We start from the raw sequence: 16584 nt of genomic DNA, 5'->3' as shown, positions 1-16584 counted from the left end.
TCGGAGGGTGGAGAGCGACCTCGTACCTGCGGCCGGTGTCGCGGCGTAGCACCCCGCCCTACGCTCGTGCGGAAATGGAGACGATACGCAACTGGCTGCTCCCCGCCCTGCTCGCGGCCGGACAGATCGCCTTGCTGTGGCCAGGAGCCGGAGCGGAGGTGCCAGGGGCGGCCGCAGTTGTCGCCGTGCTGGGCGCGGTGGTCGTGGAGACGGCCGCGCTGGGCCGCCGGCGGCAGGCGCCGGTCGGGGCCCTGGCCTGGTCCCTCGGCACTCTCCTGCTGGGCCAAGTCGCGTGGCCGGACGGCTACTTCGGAGGAGGCGCGCTGGTCGCGCTGTATTCGGTCGCGGTCCGCTGCCCGGTGCCCGTGACCGTACGCGCGGTCGCCGCGGCCGTGGGTGTCGAGTGGCTCCTGTCGATCGTCCAAGTCGGGGTCCGGCCCGCGCTCGCCTCGGAGTGGGCGCTCGGCGCACTCCTGTACGTCGTCTGCGCGGGGCTCGGCGAGGCCCGACGGCAGTGGCTCAAGGGGCGGTTGCTCGCGACCCGTCGGCTGGCCGGCGCGGAGGAGACCCGGCGGCGGGCGGGCGACACCGAAAGGCGGCGGCTGGCCCGCGAACTGCACGACGTGAGCGCCCATCACCTGACGTCCGTCGTCATCACGGCCGACGCCGCGCGAAGACTCGGCGGCAGCAGGCCCGAGTTGACGGCCGAGGCGCTGTCGTTCGCCGAGCGCACCGGCACCGAGACCCTGACGGCACTGCAACGGCTCGTCGGTCTGCTGCGCGATGTCGAGCGGCCGGATCCACGTCCGATGACCGCGCGTATCGAGGAACTCATCGCCGGATTCGGCCGGTTGGGGCGTCGTATCGATGCCGTGCTCCCCGCCGACCTGGCCGGTCCGGCGGCCGAGGCGGTCCACGGGATCGTCCGCGAGGCCCTGACGAACGCCCTGCGGCACGCCCCTGGCTCCGCCGCGCACGTCAGTGTCGTACGCGGGGAGGGCGTCCTGGAACTGAGCGTCGACAACGCTCCTCCGCGTGGCGCGGCGCCGGACGGCGTAGGCGGCGTCGACGGCCTGGGGTCCGGACGCGGCGTCCCGGGGATGAAGGAGCGGGCCGCGGCCGTGGGCGGGGAACTGACCGCCGGCCCCGCACCCGATGGTGGCTGGCGGGTCCGGGCCATGCTGCCCGACGTCACGGGGCCGTGGGGTCCGCCCGAGGGCGCGGGGCGGCGCGACGTGCTGTGGGAGCAGCGGCTGGCCGACCCCGCGCTGGTGCTCACGGCGACGCTCTCTCCCCTGGTGTTGGCCCTGGTCACCGCGGAGGAGTGGAGCGGCGCGAGTCTGCGCGCCGCGGTTCCCGGCCTGCTCGTCGTCGCCGTGCTGCTGGCCGCTCACGCGGTGCCGCTGCTGTGGCGGCGGCGCGCTCCGTGGCCGGCGCTCCTCGGTGTGCTGGCCACGTCGTGGTTGTGGCCGGCGGCGGTCGCCGGGGCCGGCCTGCCGTCACGGGTGTCCGAGTTCTTCGCCGAAGGAGCGCTCGCGGAGCTGCTGGCGGTGTACGCGGTGGCGGTCTACGGCCGGGGAGCCGCCCGCACCTGGCCCGCGTGGTGCGCGGCAGCCGTCTCGCTCTCCGGGACCCTTGTCGCTACGGCGGTCGCGGACGGCGAGTTGTCGGGCGAGGACGCGACGTGGCCCACCGCCGTGGTGATGTTCGTGCTGTTGGCCGTGGTGCTCGCTGCCGTGTTCGCCGGCCTGTGGGGTGCCGGGCTCGCCGTGCGGCGCCGGCGGCTGCGGATCCTGGCCTGGGACGACTTCGCGCTGGCCGGCGTGCTGTGGCACGCGGAACGGGCCGCGGACGCCGAACGGCACCGGCTGGCGGCGCAGTTGCGCGACGCCGTCCTGCACCCCACGGCGGCACTGGTCGAGCAGGCCCGGCAGGGGCGGCTGGAGGAGGTGGCCGCCGGTGCGCGGTCGGCACTCGCCACCATGCGTGAACTCCTGCACAGTCTGGGCGAGTCGGAGGAGGATCCCGGGCCGGGGCTCGCTCCGGCGCCCACCCTCGCGGACCTCGACACGCTGTGCCGGACCGTACGCGCGGCCGGGCGGGACGTGACCCTGCGGGGCCTGCCGGAGGCCGCGCGGGACCTGCCGTCCTCCGTGGCCCTGTCGGCGTACCGGATCGTCGAGGCGGCGCTCGGCGCGGGCGACCAGGGCCCGGCACGGGTCACGCTGCGCCGACGGCGGGACACTCTGCGCGTCACGGTGACGGGCGTACCGCTGGCCGCGACCGGTCCGGTGGCCGAACGCCTGAAGGTGCAGGTGGGGGCCAGGATGACAGGGATCGGCCGTATCACCCTCGAACAGACAGGTACCGTACGGGCGTTGCTGTCGACCCGGCCGAGTCCGGTACCCGTCCAGGAGGTGTCCCCGTCGCCATACGCGTGATGGTCGTCGACGACCAGGCGGTGGTCCGCGCCGGATTCGCCGCCATCGTGGACGCCGAACCCGATCTGACGGTGGTCGCCGAGGCGGGTGACGGGGCGTCGGCTGTGTCGCTCGCCGCCACCGAGTCGCCCGACCTCGTCCTGATGGACATCCGCATGCCCGGCATGGACGGTCTCACCGCGACCCGTCTCATCACCGCGCGGGAGCGCCGGCCGCGCGTCCTCGTCCTGACCACCTTCGACCTCGACGCCTACGTGTACGAGGCCCTGTGCGCCGGAGCCTCAGGGTTCCTGCTCAAGGACGCCCTGCCCGAGGATCTGCTGTCCGCGATCCGCGTGGTCGCCGCCGGAGAGGGCATCCTGGCCCCGACCGTGACCCGCCGGCTCATCGACACCTTCGCGCGGGGCGCCCCGCAGCCGCCGTCCGTGACGGGCGAGCTGTCCTCCCTCACACCACGCGAGAGCGAGGTCCTGCTGCACATCGCGTCGGGCCTGACGAACGCCGAGATCGGGTCCGCGCTCGGAGTGACCACGGGCACGGTGAAGACCCATGTGAACGCCCTGCTGTCCAAGCTGGGCCTACGAGACCGGGTGCAGGCCACGATCCTGGCCTACGAGAGCGGGATGGTCAGGCCGCGCGGAACGGCCTGACCAGGGGATCCACAGCGGGCCACGTCTCGACTGAGGGCCTGGGTGGCACGCGGCCCGACTGGGCCACAAACGAACCTCAGGCAACTGACCTGGCGTTTCATGATGGAGCGGGTGACAGGAATCGAACTCGCACTCTCAGCTTGTTCTTTGTCCTCTGGTGCTTCTGAAGTGAGGCGGGCGGGGTGGAAGGCATGACAGACAGTTCCGACCCTGTTCCAGTGCCGGGAGACGTCACCGGTCGAGATCCCTGTATTCCGTCTCGGGTACACCGATGTCGGAGAAGACCGCCCGGGCCTGTCGCCGCATCATTTCGGCGGCGGCGCCATCGGTCTTCCGGTGGGCGCGGGCGAGTGCCATGAGGGTGCGCGCCTCGCCGAGCCGGTGGCCGGTCTCACGGTGTAGGGCGAGGGCCTCCTGGCCGAGCTCGACGGCTGGGCCGTGTGCTTCTTCGGCCTCCGCCGTCTCGCACAGGGCTGTCAGGGCCTGGCCCTCCACCACGCGGAACGAGTGGGCGCGGGCCAGGGCCAGCGCCTGTTCGGCGTGGGCGCGCGCCTCGTCGTGTCGGCCCGTTTCCTTGTAGGTGAGGGAGAGGCACAGGAGGCTGTCCGCCTCGGCCCGCTTGTATCGCGCCTCGCGGGCCAGGGCGAGAGCCTGCTCGCCCGACTGAAGAGCCCGGTCCGGCTGTACCAGTCGTCGGCGCGCGGCGGCGACCGTGTTGAGGATGCTGGACTGAACCCAGTGTCGTTTCGTGTCCTCGACCAGGGCGAAGGCTCGCTCGGCCTTCTCCAGCCCTTCGGTGTGGCGGCCGAGTTCGACGTTGATCTTCGCGATGGCGCCGAGCATCATCGCGCGGCCGTCGCGGTAACCGGCCCGCTTGTCGGAAGCCACCTCCGGGCCGAGGCGGTCGAGTCCGTCGGTGAGACGGCCGAGTTCCCAGTACACCCCGCCCAGGATATGCAGGGCCGAGCTGGCGTCCCACGAGCTGACCTCCGCCTCGAGGCCGACGGCACGTTCGAGGTGGTCGGCGGCTTCGTGCAGCCGGCCCAGATCCCGGCAGACCATACCGAGGCCGACCATCCCGAATCCTTCGAAGTAGCGATTTCCGCTCTCACGGAAAATGCGCAGGCCGGTGGTGAAGTCGTCGTGCGCACTGTGGAGGCGCGCCATGCTCCAACGCGCGAAGCCTCTGTGGCCGAGACCCGACGCTTCGCCCGTCGCCCAACCGAGCTCCCGGCTGATGTCCAGTGCGCATGTGGAGTGTTCCATCGCCTGTCGGACATGCCCCCGGTCCCACCGTGCCGCTGCAAGGCTGGAGTGCATCGCTACCTGGCCGAACAGGTCACCCTCGGTCTCGGCCGCGTCCAGTGCCGTCTGCGCGGTGGTCTGCCAGGTCTTCCGTGGCAGATGGATCCAGAAGTCGCTGAACAGTGCGGAGGTCAGGTGCCAGGCGACGGGGCGGGGTCCGTGGTGGGCGGCATGGTTGATGACGGCGAGCAGATTCGCCCGTTCCGCATCCAGCCATGGTCCGGGCGCGGTGGCCGACGGCATGCCCGGGTGTTTGCCGGGACGGAGGCTGCTCGGCAGCTCGGGAAAGAGTCCGGTCCCCGCGGCGGTCCGGGTGGCGTTCAGGTACCAGATCACGACCCGTTCGAGGGCGGCTTCACGTTCCGGCGCCGCGTCCTCCACGAGCGCACGCTCCTGTGCGTACTCGCGGAGGAGATCGTGGAACCGGTAACGCCCCACCGTCGCGGGTTCGATCAGGTGGGCCGAGGCCAGCGAACCGATCAGCCGCCGGGCCTGCGGCAGTGGCGCATCCAGGAGGGCCGAAGCGGCCTCTGTGGGGAACTCCGCTCCCGGGAACAGTCCGAGCAGGCGGAACAGCCGGCGTGCGCCGGGTGCCAGGACCCGGTACGACACCGAAAAGGCCGTACGCAAAGGAGAGTTGGCGTCACCGTCCGGCTCCAGTGCCTCCAGCTTGTTGCCCTCGGTCATCTCGGCGACGAGGTCGGCCGTCCGCAGGGCCGGGTCGCCCGCGAGTCTGGCGGCGGCCACGCGCAGGGCCAGGGGGAGTCTGCCGCAGAGCCGGATCAGTTCGCCGACCGCATGTTTGTCGTCGTCGACCCGGTCCGTGCCGAGGGTCCGGCTCAGCAGTGCGCGGGCCTCGTCCGGCTGGAGGAGATCCAGGGGCAGAGCGTGGGCGCCGTCGTGAGCGACGAGGTCGCCGAGCCGGTTGCGGCTGGTGACGAGGACGCAGCAGGTCGGACCGGACGGCAGCAGCGGACGTACCTGCTCGGCCGAGGCCGCGTTGTCCAGGAGGACGAGCATGCGCCGGCCGGCCAGCAGAGTCCGGAACACTCGGCCCTGGGCCTCGTGGTGCGGGGGAATCTCCGACGCCGCGAGCCCCAGGCTGCGCAGCAGCAGTTCAAGAGCCTCGCCGGGTTCGAGGGGCTGCCGGTCGTGGTCGAAGCCGTGCAGGTTGACGTAGAGCTGGCCGTCCGGGAAGCGGTCGCGGACCTGGTGTGCCCAGTGCACGGCCAGCGCGGTCTTGCCGATGCCGGCGGCGCCGCCGATGGCGGAGATGACCACGGTGTTCGCCGTCCCTTGGGCCGGCGCGGGCACAAGCAGCGAGTGGAGCCGGTCGAGTTCACCGGTGCGGCCGGCGAAACCCCGGGTGTCGTGCGGGAGTTCGGCGGGCACAGCGCTTTCACGCGGTGTGGAGAGCGGCGACGGGGGCGGACGCAGGAGGAAGACGTCGTCCTGCCGCAGTACCGCTTCGTGCACCCGGCGCAGTTCCTCACCGGGATCGGTTCCGAGCTCGTCACGAAGCCGTTCGCGCAGGCCCTCGTAGGTCGTGAGCGCTTCCGCCTGACGTCCGCTGCCGTACAGGGCCCGCATGCGCAAGGCCGTCAGCGACTCGTCGTAGTGGTCAGCCGCCACAGACGCCGACAGCCCGGCGCTCAGGTCGTCGAGGGCATCTCCGAACCGGCCCAGCAGGACCAGGCACTTGAGCCGCTCCAGCCGGAACGTCCGTCGGCGTTCCCCCAGCCGCTGCCGCTCCTCCTGCGCGAAGGGTCCCGGTAACCCCGTCAGGGGCTCGCCCCGGAACAGCCCGATGACTGTCGCGAGTTGGTCCGCAGCGGCGGCCAGGTCGCCCGACGCGACGGTGTGCAGCGCCTCTGCTCCCCGTTCATCCAGATCCGCCGTATCGAGGCTGACCTTCTGGACGACGAAGCGGTACCAGCCCTTGCCGCTGCGAATCACCGACTCCGCGGGCGGGGTGCCTTCCGGATCGAGCACCCTGCGCAGCGAGTTGATGTGAGTGGGCAGCACCTTGTGGCCGCCTGCGGGAGGCTCCTCGCCCCACACCGCGTCGAGCAGCCGCTCATGACTCACCACGGCCCCTTGGCGCAGCAGCAGAGCAGCCAGCACGGCCTGCCGCTTGACCGGCCCCACCTTCAGCGGCATCCCGCCCCGACACGCCCGTAACGGTCCGAGTACTTCGAACCGCAGCAGCTGAGGAGATCCGTCGTCCACCCCGAAGCCTCCGCTTCCTACGCCATCGGAATTTCATCAGAATTGCAGCACCCCCGGCCACATTGACGGACACGACATCGCACAACCCGCACAACCGAAGGGGGACCCGTGACCGAAGTGGATTTGGTGGCCACCGCGTTGGCCATGGGAGCGGCGGCCGGACTCACCGACACCCCACGAGGAGTCGTCCACGACCTCCACGCCGAGCTGAGGGAGGCGATCCGCCGACGGTTGTCCGGTGGTGGCGGCGACGGCGTGCGGGGTGCGTATGGCGTACGGGTCCTGTACGCATACGAGACCGACCCCGATGTGTGGCGGACGCGGCTGCTCCAGATCCTGGCCTCCGGGCTGGAGATGGATGAGGAGATCCTCGGGGCGGCCCGCGCAGTGCTCCGCGCGGAAAGGAGGAAAGGGCACATCGCCGCGGTCGTCGGTTATGACGGAGTGGGCGACCTTTCCGGCCATGCTGTTGGGCGCGGATGTCGCCATGGCGTTCTCACCACTGGCGGAAGCACGAAGGGACCACCGTGAGCCGGGGCGGAAGGCCGGCAGGCACACATACGACCTGACACCAGCGCACTCGCCCGACTGCACCACTTCCGACCGAAAGTGCTGCGGCGGAAGGCCGCGCCCTTCTCGCCGCCGAGGACGAGTCCGCCGGCTCCCTTGCCCGCACCGGGAGTCGCAGCCGCGGTCGGGTCCCGCGCCGCCCGTACGTGAGAAGGCGCCCTCGTCGGCCGCCGCCCGGAGGCGGGTGAGTCACTGCCGACCCTTAGAGTGAACTGATCGCCGCCTGTGGCGGATGTGCCGGGGGCGGTTCTCAGGGGAAACAGCCAGGGGGGCCATTGATGTCCGTTTTTCGTTTGGGGTGGGTTCGAAGACGTGCCGCGGCGGGACTGTGCGGAGCAGTGTCGACTGCCTCGCTGCTGCTCGCGCCCGTGCCCGCGGCGGCGGCGTCGGACAGCAGTCCGGCGACGGTAGGGACGGTGTCGTCGACGGACGACGCGGCACCGCGCACCGGGCGGAGCGTCGAGCTGGGAGACGACGGGCGCGTCGAGCTCGTCGACGGGCGTGACATCCGGGTGACAGCGGATCCGGAAGGCGCCGCTCCCGCACCGCGCTACTCCGTCGCCTCGGTGGACGGCACGGTGTCCGTGCGGCCGACAGGGAAGTCAGCGGCCGACGGCACGACCGCGAGACTTCCGCTGACCACGCGAACCGGAGGAGCGCAGAGCGCTCCCACGACGACGTATGCCGCCGCGGCGACCTATTCGGTCAAGCTGAGCATCACGAACGCCGACGTCCGGTCCAAGCTGTTCTACGTCTGGGACCGCAAGACCTGGACGTCGTACGCCGTCAACAGCGACACCGCCGGCGCCTCGTCGACCGTGAAACTGCCGCCGGGTGACTACTTCTCGGTCGCGCTGCACAGCGACTGGCTGGAGCCGAGCTACCTGCTCACCCGCACCTTCTCGGTCGCTTCGGCTGCCAAGACGGTCACCTTCGACCAGCGCGCGGCCAAGGAGACCGCGATCCGCACCGACGACACCACCGCCACCCGGGACGCGGCCGCCGTGTGGATCAGCGTCCCGGGCGGCGACCTGGCCGGCTTCGCCGGATCGGGGGCCGACAAGGTGTACGTCACCCCGTTCTCGGTGAGCGGCGTCTCGTTGCGCCTGCACGAAGTGCTCGGCAAGAAGGGCGCATCGGCGAGTGTGCCGAGCCCCTACCGCTACGACCTCACCCACAGCTTCACCACGACCGTGCCCTCCTCGCCCATCGCGACGGTCCGCGCCTCGAACCTGGGGAAGACCGTCACGAAGGTGGGCGCCCCGGGCACCCGGACGACGGCCTTCCTGCAGAGCGTCCCGTCCTTCGGCGAGTGGACGGGCGTCTACATCGGCGGCGCGGTGCCCGTCGCCGGCTCGGTCACCGAGTACGCCACCCCGGGCGTCACCTACAGCCGACTGCTGTCCTACGGCACCGGCGAGCTGAGCCTGAACCTCCCGGACCGCACGTCGGCCACCGGGACCAACGCGGGCGAGACCCTGGGGGCGGCCCCGCTTCAGCCACTCCGCCGGGAGTGGGGCGGTTCGCAGCGGAACTTCGGGAAGATCTGGCTGTACGAGCCGAACGCCTTCGGTGATCCGGCCGGCCACACGGGAACCGACGGGCGCGCGACGTACTCGTACAAGCTCACCTCCTCCGACGGCGTCACCTACGCCCAGGCCGACGGCCTCAACGCATACGACACGCTGAACTCGTCCAGCCTGCCGTCGCTGCAGCAGACGTACATCCTCGACCAGAGCGTCCACCGCCGTGTCCCGTACTCGAGGCTGTCCACGGACGTACACAACGAGTGGACCTTCCGCTCGTCTTATGCCGAGGGCGGGGAACTCGCGCTGATCGACACCCGGTTGAGCGTTCCGGGCCTCGATGGATACGGCCGCGCGGCCGCCGGTCCGGTCCAGGTCCAGATGAGCGCGACCACCCGCGGTACGGACTCGGCCCAGGCCAACACCAGGATCACCGGGCTCGCCTACTCCACGGACGACGACGCCACCTGGAGGGACCTGGCAGTCGCATCGGACGGCTCGGCGACGCTCGACGTTCCCGCCACCGCCTCCTTCGTCTCGCTGCGCGTCACCGCCGCCGACGATCAGGGCGGCAGCCTCCGCCGCACCATCGCGCGGGCGTTCGCGGGCCCGGCGACGCAGGGCGACGAGACGGTCGGGGCGACCCGTATCTCGAACGCCGTGGTCAACGGGGGCAAGCGGGTTGAGCTCACCGACGAGCCGCTGCAGGAATTCAAGGCGAAGTTCACCGCCACCGACCCGTCCGGGATCGCGGGCGGAGACATGTACCTCTACAAGGGTTCGTACGACGCCCCCGACGCCGTTCTCTACGGCACCGGGCCGGCGGGCTGCACCAAGGTCAGCGCGACCACCTCCACTTGCGAGGCGCAGTTCGCCTACATCCAGCCGCGCTGGGCGCTCGGGCGCAACTCCCTCGCCGGCACCTGGAAGTTGGCCGCTTGGGCCGAGTCCGCGGACGGCACGGGTCATGTCGACCTGCACGCCGCCAAGCCGGTGCCCGTCGTGCGTGATGCGACCTTGACGGCCAACGCGGCTCCCGAGCCGGTGGCCAAGGGCAAGACCCTCACCATCACCGGCAAGTTGTCCCGCGCGGACTGGGAGACGCTCGGTGGCTACCACGGCTATGCCGGCCAGAAGGTGAACCTGCAGTTCCGGAAGAAGGGGACGTCCACCTACAAGACGGTGAAGACGGTCACCACCAGCAGCTCCGGAAGCCTGAAGACCACGGTCAAGGCATCGGCGGACGGCTACTGGCGGTACACCTTCGCCGGTTCGTCCACCACCGCACCTGTCACCAGCTCGGGCGACTACGTCGACGTCCGCTGACCTGGTCGGGTCCCGGCGCTACGGGCCGGGACCCGACGACAGCCCTCACCCAGGTGCGTGACGCCCACCGCCCCCTATGGGCACGTTGTGGGCATGGCTTGGAAGGCGACGAGTGGAGCGCGTAGCCGCGGGGGTTGTGCGCCTGGCTCGAATGTCCCCTCCGGGGGAACCGTTGCGGCGCACGGACCTGGGCTCAGGATCACTTGCCTGAGCACCCTTCGGGCGCGGTCACCCGGACGCGCGCCTGCCCCGGCACAGGCACCTCGGCCGTCGAGCCCACCACCAACCGCCGGCCGCAGCTCCGGGTTCAGCCGTGACCCACCGGTCGGTGCTCCGCCGCAATCGGCCAATCGCCTGCTAGCCGGTCAGGTGGGCCCGTCCGGACTCAGGGAGAAGGCCGTGTCGCCGGCCATCGCCACGATCGCGTCCTTGACGAGCAGCACGCGCGGCGGGGTGTTCTGCGCCTTGTCCCCGGGGTCGTCCAGTGCGGAGGTGCGCCAGACCTCCGCTCCGGTGCGGCTGTCCAGTGCGAGCAGGCGGCCGAAGCGGTTGGAGAAATAGACCCGCTTGTACGTTCCTGACACCGCGGGCGCGGACAGACTCTCCATGTCCGTCGCCTTCTGCCAGAGTTGCTTGCCGCTGTCCGCCGACACCGCGGTGACCGACCCGTTGGACCGGACGAAGTAGACGACGCCGTCCACCAGGGTGGCCGCGCCGGTCAGCGGACGGGCCAGCGGTATTCGTCTGACCTGCCCGGTTTCCGGGACCACTCGCAGCAGCGCGTTGTACGGCCGCTCGTATCCGGCCTCGTACACGTCCTTCGCGGTCTGGGGGGCGAGGAACACGGGTTGCCCGCCGACGGCGCCGAGTGCTTCCGCCTTCTGGGGCAGTACGGCGGTTTCGGTCAGGCTGTCGGCTTCGGGCTTCATCAGCTCGACCGGGGCCTGGCCGGCCTCGGTGCCGGCTGAGCACAGGGCATAAGGGACGCCTCCCAGCGCCGACGGAGTGCAGTACTCGTCCAGCGAGGGCGCCCGCCACAGTTCCTGCCCGGACGGCCCGTAGGCGACGAACGACGAGTGGTCGGGGGAAAGGGTCAGCAGTCCGCCGTCGTAAAGGACCGGGCCCTCGGACTTGCTGATGTCGCGTTGCCACTCCCGGTGCCCGGTACCGGCGTCGAGGGCCACCACGCGCCTGGTCGAATCGTCCGGATCCTCGTACACGTAGACCAGCCCGTCGCGGACGCCGATCGGTTCCGTCCCCTGAGGGCGGGTACCGCTCCGCCACACCGTGCGGCCGGAGGCCGGGTCGATCCTGGCGACCGTGACGCCCGTACCGCCACAGAACAGGGCGTCTCCCTCCGCCACGCACCCGGGGGTCTGGTAGTCGAGAGGGATACCCGTCACGTCGTACCGCAAGGCCGTGCGCCACGGCTGCCAGCCGTTGGGCAGCGACGCGGCACGGGCCGAGGTCGTGGAGGTGGCGGTGGTGGTGTCAGTGGCGTCGGAGGCGGTGGTCGTGTCCCGGCCAGACAGGAAGACGCCCGCCCCGACACTCAGCCCCGTGACGGCCAGCGCCGTGCCGAGGCCGGCGAGCACCATCCGGGCCCGGCGTCCCTTGCCGGTGCCGGTCGCGACGCTCGCAAAGGTGGTGGCCGCACCCTGAGGAGTGGGGCGGGGCCGGGGCTTCGCGGACTCCCTGGCCTTCCGGGGCCCGGGGGAGTCGGAATCCGGCAGCTCCTGGAGCATGCGATGCAGATCCGCCAGTTCCGGCCGTGCGGCCGGGTCCTTGTCGAGGCAGCGCTCCACAATGCGCAGCAGCGCTTTGGGTACGCCGTCGAGGTCCGGGGCCTCGTACATGACCTGATAGCCGGTCAGGTACGGGCTGTCGCCGTCGAACGGTCCTGTGCCGACGGCCGCGAACACCAGCAGTGACCCCAGCGAGAACACGTCCGAGGCCGGGGTGACGTCCCGGGGAGAGGAGAGCTGTTCCGGCGACATGAAGGGCGGAGTGCCGATCAACCGCCCGGTCACGGTGAGTCTCTGGTTGTCGGCAGCGCGCGATATGCCGAAGTCGATGACGCGCGGCCCGTCCTCGGTCATCAGGACGTTGGCCGGTTTGAGGTCCCGGTGCACCAGGCCTGCCCGGTGGATGTCACGCAGTGCCTCGGTGAGCCCCAGCCCCAGCGCGCGCAGGTCCCGTGGGCTCAGCGGGCCGTCCTTCTTCACGACTTCGGCAAGATTGAGCCCCGGCACGTAGAGCGTGGCCATCCACGGGCGGTCGGCGTCAGGGTCGGCGTCCACGACAGGCGCGGTGAAGGCGCCGCTCACTCGGCGCGCTGCCACGATCTCCTGCCGGAAGCGCGCTCGGAACTCCTCCTCCTGGGCGTACCGCCCGTGGACGAGCTTGACCGCAACCTGCCGTCCCGAGGCGGAGACTCCCAGATAGACGACTCCCATGCCGCCCTCCCCGAGCCGATCGAGAAGGGTGTACCCACCTATGGACTCCGGGTCCCCGGTGCTCAGGGGCGTCATCGCCGATCATCCTTCCCAGCGCCTGGTAGGGGCTCCACTTGCCGCCGCTCAGAGGATAGTTGTGCCGGGGATGCCCGGACGGCCCGGGCGGAGAATGAGGCGGGCCAGGTGCGGTGACGCTTGTGTGCGTGACTGTCCGGTGGCTCACCATCGGGTACCGGGCAGGGCCAAGGCGTGGACCTCGGGGAACACCTCGCCTCCGGTGACGCGGGCGCCGCCCATCGGCCCGGACAACAAAGGACCCCCGGGTCGATGACCTGGGGGTTTCACATGGAGCGGGTGACGAGAATCGAACTCGTCGTGGGCACGATGCCGTGAAATGCGGGAGTGCCGATGTGAAGTCACAGATCAGCGCCGTGCTGTGAGGTGAGCGGCTGCACCCGCAACTGGGGGCACCCGCGGTAAACCGACAGGTTGGTGCCCGTGCACGGCGGCCGGTGACCTGGGTTCGGCTCACTCCGGTGGCCGGCCCGGGGCGTCATCGCGAGTGCACACACGGATGGTGACCGCGTTCGCTGTCAGTCCTCCGGCTCGGACGTGCGTTGGAGGTCGGCCCGTCCCTCGGCGGCCCGGATGAAGCGCGTCATGCCGAACTGGCTCGTTCCGGGGGCGTCCCGGAGGGCGCCGGCCGTGGACTCGGTGGAGCGGGGTGCGGAGGGCAGGACGTAGGGGCGGCGGAGCACCTCGTCGAGGATGATCACGGTCTCGGTGGCGCGGACCGCGGGAATGGTGGACAGCCGGTCGGTGACCAGGCGGTGGACGGCGGAGACGTCGGCCACCCGGATCTGGATCATGGCGTCGTGCTGGCCGGTGGTGACGGCGCAGTACTCCACCTCCGGCATCTGGGCGAGAGCGGTGCGGAACTGCTTCCACAGCTCCTGGCGGACCGTGACGAAGATCAGGGCGCAGATCTCAAGACCGACCCGGCCGTGGTCGACGCGGGCGCTGAAGCCGTTGATCACGCCGTCGGCGCGGAGGGCTTCGAGGCGGGTGTAGGCGTTCGCGCGGGAGACACCGACGCGATCCGCGAGGGCCGCGACGGAGATGCGGCCCTGTGAGCGGAGGACGTCAAGGATCTTGAAATGCACCGAATCCAGGGCAAGACCGATGCCGATCCGTCCAGAGCGGCGTTCACCCGGGGTCTCCGGGGTCGACAGATCTTCCATGCTCGCGCCTCTCCGTTGCATTTCGTCTCGCGCTGGTCCCATCGGCCGAGAGTCCTGGTTAGTTTCAGCCAACCCTAACGGCGAATCGTCCAGGTCCCCTCCCGGCGGCCGTCCGTACCCGCCCGGCCTTCTTCCGCTCCGCCCTGCCCACGGAGGCACGCATGCCCAGATTCACTGCCGGGTCGTACCCGGCGGCACTCTCTCTCGTCGCCGTCGCGGCGCTCGCCCTGAGCGCCTGCTCCGGCGGTACGAGCACCTCCGGCTCCGCGGGTGGCAAGACCCTGGTCGTCGACACCTCGTTCAACCTGAAGACCGCCGACCCGGGCCGCGAGTTCGAGCCGACCGGGCAGATCGTGGACAAGGCGCTCTACGAGACGCTGCTGACCTTCAAAGGCGGTGACGTCACCAAGCCGGTGCCGGGTCTCGCGTCCTCGTACGAGCAGTCCAAGGACGGCAGGACGCTCACCCTGCACCTGCGTACGGGCGCGAAGTTCGCGGACGGCAGCGTGGTCACCGCCGACGACGTGGTGTTCTCGCTGAAGCGGGTGATCGCGCTCAAGGGCAACCCGTCGTTCCTGCTCGACGGTGTCACGGTCACCAAGACGGACGCCTCCACCGTCACCCTGGTGTCCAAGAAGGCGAACCCGGCGCTGCCCTTCATCCTCCCCAACCCCGCGCTCGGCATCCTCAGCGCGAAGACGGTCCAGGCCCACGGCGGCTCGGCGACCTCGGCGGACGGCGCGGAGAAGTACCTCAACACCACGTCGGCCGGCTCGGGCCCGTACACGCTCACCTCGTTCAACACCAACACCCAGGTCGTCCTGACGAAGAACCCCAAGTACACCGGCTCCGACAAGCCCACGTACGACAAGATCGTCCTCCGCAACGTCCAGGCGCCCACCCAGAAGCTGAACGTGCAGCGCGGCGACAGCCAGATCGCCCTCGACCTCACCTCCGACCAGGTCAGCGGGCTCAGTGGCGGGCTCAAGGTGGACAGCGGCGCGTCCTCGGACGTGATCTTCCTGCTGCTCAACCAGAACACCAAGGTCAGCAGTACGACGGCCAACGCCGACTTCGCGGAGGCGGTGCGCAAGGGCATCGACTACAAAAGCCTTCTGTCGCTCGCCGGTACCGGCTCCGTCCAGCCCGCCGGGATCATCCCGTCGACCTTCCTCGGCGCGCTGCCCGCCTCGGGGGCCGCCGGCCGCGACCTGGCCGGAGCGAAGGCGGCCCTGAAGGCGAGCGGGATCAGCAAGCCGTCCGTGACGCTCGGCTACGCCAGCGACCTGACCGTCGACGGACTGTCCCTCCAGACCCTCGCCGAACGAGTCCAGGCACAGCTGAAGGAGGTCGGCATCACCGTCACGCTCGCCCCCGCGCCGACCACCACGGAACTGGACAACTACCGTAACGGCAAAGAGCAGTTGGGCCTCTGGTACTGGGGCCCGGACTACCCGGACCCCAGCGACTACCTGGCCTTCCTGCCCGGCAACCTGGTCGGCCTGCGGGCGGGCTGGACGGCCGGCGCCGACCCCTCCCTCACCGCGCTCGGCGACAAGGCGGCCACCACGATCGGCGACGACGCCCGCAAGACGCTGTACCAGCAGATCCAGACCCAGCTGAACGCCGACGGCCCCTTCATCCCGCTGATGCAGCCGAGCCGGAACACCGTCTCCGCCGCGTCCGTCACCGGCGTCGCCTACAACCCCGTATGGACGATCGATGTCGCGGCGCTGGGCGCCAAATAAGGGTACGGGGGGCGGCCGTTTTGCCACCTCCCGCCCCCTCGCCCGCCACCCCCTTGCCCGGTTCCTGCTCCGCCGCACCGCCACCGCCGTCCTGCTCGCCCTCGGCGTGACCCTGGTGACGTTCGTCCTCACCAACCTGGTCCCGGGCGATCCGGCGGCGGCCAACCTGGGCCAGCGCGCGATCGGCGATCCGGCGATCGTCGCCCAGTGGCGGCACCAGAACGGCCTCGACAAGCCACTGCCCGTCCAGTACGTCACCTACCTCGGCAATCTCCTCCAGGGCGACCTCGGCGAGTCCCAGCAGAGCCATCAGGCGGTCCTCACCGACCTGTCCACGGCCGTCCCCGCCACCCTGGAACTCGCCGGGGCCGCGATCGTGGTCTCGCTGGTCGTGGGCGTGGCGTTCGGTGTCATCGCGGCGCTGCGCCGGGACCGCTTCACCGACCAACTCCTGCGTGTGGTCAGCCTGTTGGGAGTTTCGGTGCCGACCTTCTGGCTGGCACTGCTCGCTTTCTACCTCTTCTTCTACCGACTCGGCTGGGCGCCCGGCAGCGGTCGCCTCGACCCCGGCATGACCGCCCCACCGCACGTCACGGGCCTTTACACGGTCGACGCCGTACTCGCCGGCCAGTGGCCGGTGTTCTGGAGCGCGGTGGGCCATCTCGCGCTGCCCGCACTGGTGCTGACCGCGTACACCGTCGGCCTGCTCACCCGCTTCACCCGCTCCGCCGTCCTGGAGGTGCTGAACCAGGACTACGTCAGGGCGGCCCGCGCCAAAGGCCTGCCCGGCCGCACGGTCCTCTTCCAGTACGTGCTCCGCGCGGCCCTCGTACCCGTCATCACGGTCGCCGGACTGGCCTTCGGGGCGCTGCTTTCGGGCACCGTCCTGGTGGAGTCGATCTTCGCCTGGCCAGGCCTGGGCGCGTACGCCTACCGCAGCGCGACCACCCTCGACCTGCCCGCCGTGATGGGCGTCGGACTCGTCGTCGGCATCGTGTACCTGACCGTCAACCTCGCCGTGGACGTGCTGTACGGCGTGATCGACCCGAGGGTGAGGGTGCAGTGAAACGCAGTCCTGAGAGTGCGGTGAAA

At 70.7% G+C, this 16584-nt stretch carries 9 protein-coding genes and 1 tRNA gene; 6 read left to right on the top strand and 4 right to left on the bottom strand.

Annotation, left to right across the window (positions count from 1 at the left end):
* Positions 1 to 74 precede the first annotated feature (74 nt).
* Positions 75 to 2441, top strand: coding sequence for a histidine kinase (locus ACFVKT_RS11755; RefSeq protein WP_385730220.1), 2367 nt, complete (start codon positions 75 to 77; stop codon positions 2439 to 2441).
* Complete coding sequence (locus ACFVKT_RS11750) at positions 2441 to 3091, top strand: response regulator (protein ID WP_385730218.1); 651 nt, start codon at positions 2441 to 2443, stop codon at positions 3089 to 3091. The genes ACFVKT_RS11755 and ACFVKT_RS11750 overlap by 1 nt, the downstream gene beginning before the upstream one ends.
* Before the next feature lie 231 nt (positions 3092 to 3322).
* On the opposite strand, the gene ACFVKT_RS11745 is transcribed toward ACFVKT_RS11750, so the two are convergent.
* Entirely contained in the window at positions 3323 to 6556 is a 3234-nt protein-coding gene (locus ACFVKT_RS11745) for a BTAD domain-containing putative transcriptional regulator (protein WP_385730216.1), read from the bottom strand.
* A gap of 177 nt (positions 6557 to 6733) precedes the next feature.
* Between ACFVKT_RS11745 and ACFVKT_RS11740 the strand changes: the two genes are divergently transcribed.
* Both ACFVKT_RS11740 and ACFVKT_RS11735 read left to right on the top strand, forming a co-directional pair.
* A complete protein-coding gene (locus tag ACFVKT_RS11740; protein WP_385730214.1) occupies positions 6734 to 7156 on the top strand; it encodes a hypothetical protein in 423 nt (140 codons plus the stop codon).
* A 377-nt stretch (positions 7157 to 7533) separates the two neighbouring features.
* Positions 7534 to 10047: a hypothetical protein gene (locus tag ACFVKT_RS11735; RefSeq protein WP_385730212.1), complete on the top strand. Its 2514-nt coding sequence runs from the start codon at positions 7534 to 7536 to the stop codon at positions 10045 to 10047.
* A gap of 365 nt (positions 10048 to 10412) precedes the next feature.
* Here ACFVKT_RS11735 and ACFVKT_RS11730 read toward each other — a convergent pair whose 3' ends face one another.
* The 3 genes from ACFVKT_RS11730 to ACFVKT_RS11720 all read right to left on the bottom strand — a co-directional run bounded on the left by ACFVKT_RS11730 (position 10413) and on the right by ACFVKT_RS11720 (position 13744).
* On the bottom strand, positions 10413 to 12578 hold the full coding sequence (locus tag ACFVKT_RS11730) for a serine/threonine-protein kinase (RefSeq protein WP_385730210.1): 2166 nt from the start codon (positions 12576 to 12578) through the stop codon (positions 10413 to 10415).
* Positions 12579 to 12849: 271 nt separating this feature from the next.
* Positions 12850 to 12962, bottom strand: a tRNA-OTHER gene (locus ACFVKT_RS11725).
* A 134-nt stretch (positions 12963 to 13096) separates the two neighbouring features.
* Entirely contained in the window at positions 13097 to 13744 is a 648-nt protein-coding gene (locus tag ACFVKT_RS11720; RefSeq protein ID WP_385730208.1) for an Lrp/AsnC family transcriptional regulator, read from the bottom strand.
* Positions 13745 to 13905: 161 nt separating this feature from the next.
* On the opposite strand from ACFVKT_RS11720, the gene ACFVKT_RS11715 reads away from it, so the two are divergent.
* Together ACFVKT_RS11715 and ACFVKT_RS11710 are read left to right on the top strand one after the other, a co-directional pair.
* A complete protein-coding gene (locus ACFVKT_RS11715; protein ID WP_385730206.1) occupies positions 13906 to 15492 on the top strand; it encodes an ABC transporter substrate-binding protein in 1587 nt (528 codons plus the stop codon).
* Positions 15467 to 16558, top strand: coding sequence for an ABC transporter permease (locus tag ACFVKT_RS11710; protein ID WP_385730204.1), 1092 nt, complete (start codon positions 15467 to 15469; stop codon positions 16556 to 16558). The genes ACFVKT_RS11715 and ACFVKT_RS11710 overlap by 26 nt, the downstream gene beginning before the upstream one ends.
* The last annotated feature ends 26 nt before the right edge of the window (positions 16559 to 16584 follow it).

This window comes from Streptomyces sp. NPDC127595, from assembly GCF_042671685.1.
Classification (GTDB): Bacteria; Actinomycetota; Actinomycetes; order Streptomycetales; family Streptomycetaceae; genus Streptomyces.
Note: the sequence above shows the minus strand (reverse complement) of the source record. Positions and strands in the feature narration are given on the sequence as shown.

Bases quoted from the DNA above. Each gene is read 5' to 3' on its own strand.
- ACFVKT_RS11750 (WP_385730218.1), top strand. From the start codon at position 2,441: ATGGTCGTCGACGACCAGGCGGTGGTCCGCGCCGGATTCGCCGCCATC.
- ACFVKT_RS11710 (WP_385730204.1), top strand. From the start codon at position 15,467: ATGTCGCGGCGCTGGGCGCCAAATAAGGGTACGGGGGGCGGCCGTTTT.
- ACFVKT_RS11730 (WP_385730210.1), bottom strand. From the start codon at position 12,578: ATGACGCCCCTGAGCACCGGGGACCCGGAGTCCATAGGTGGGTACACC.
- ACFVKT_RS11720 (WP_385730208.1), bottom strand. From the start codon at position 13,744: ATGGAAGATCTGTCGACCCCGGAGACCCCGGGTGAACGCCGCTCTGGA.
- ACFVKT_RS11755 (WP_385730220.1), top strand. From the start codon at position 75: ATGGAGACGATACGCAACTGGCTGCTCCCCGCCCTGCTCGCGGCCGGA.
- ACFVKT_RS11745 (WP_385730216.1), bottom strand. From the start codon at position 6,556: ATGCCGCTGAAGGTGGGGCCGGTCAAGCGGCAGGCCGTGCTGGCTGCT.
- ACFVKT_RS11715 (WP_385730206.1), top strand. From the start codon at position 13,906: ATGCCCAGATTCACTGCCGGGTCGTACCCGGCGGCACTCTCTCTCGTC.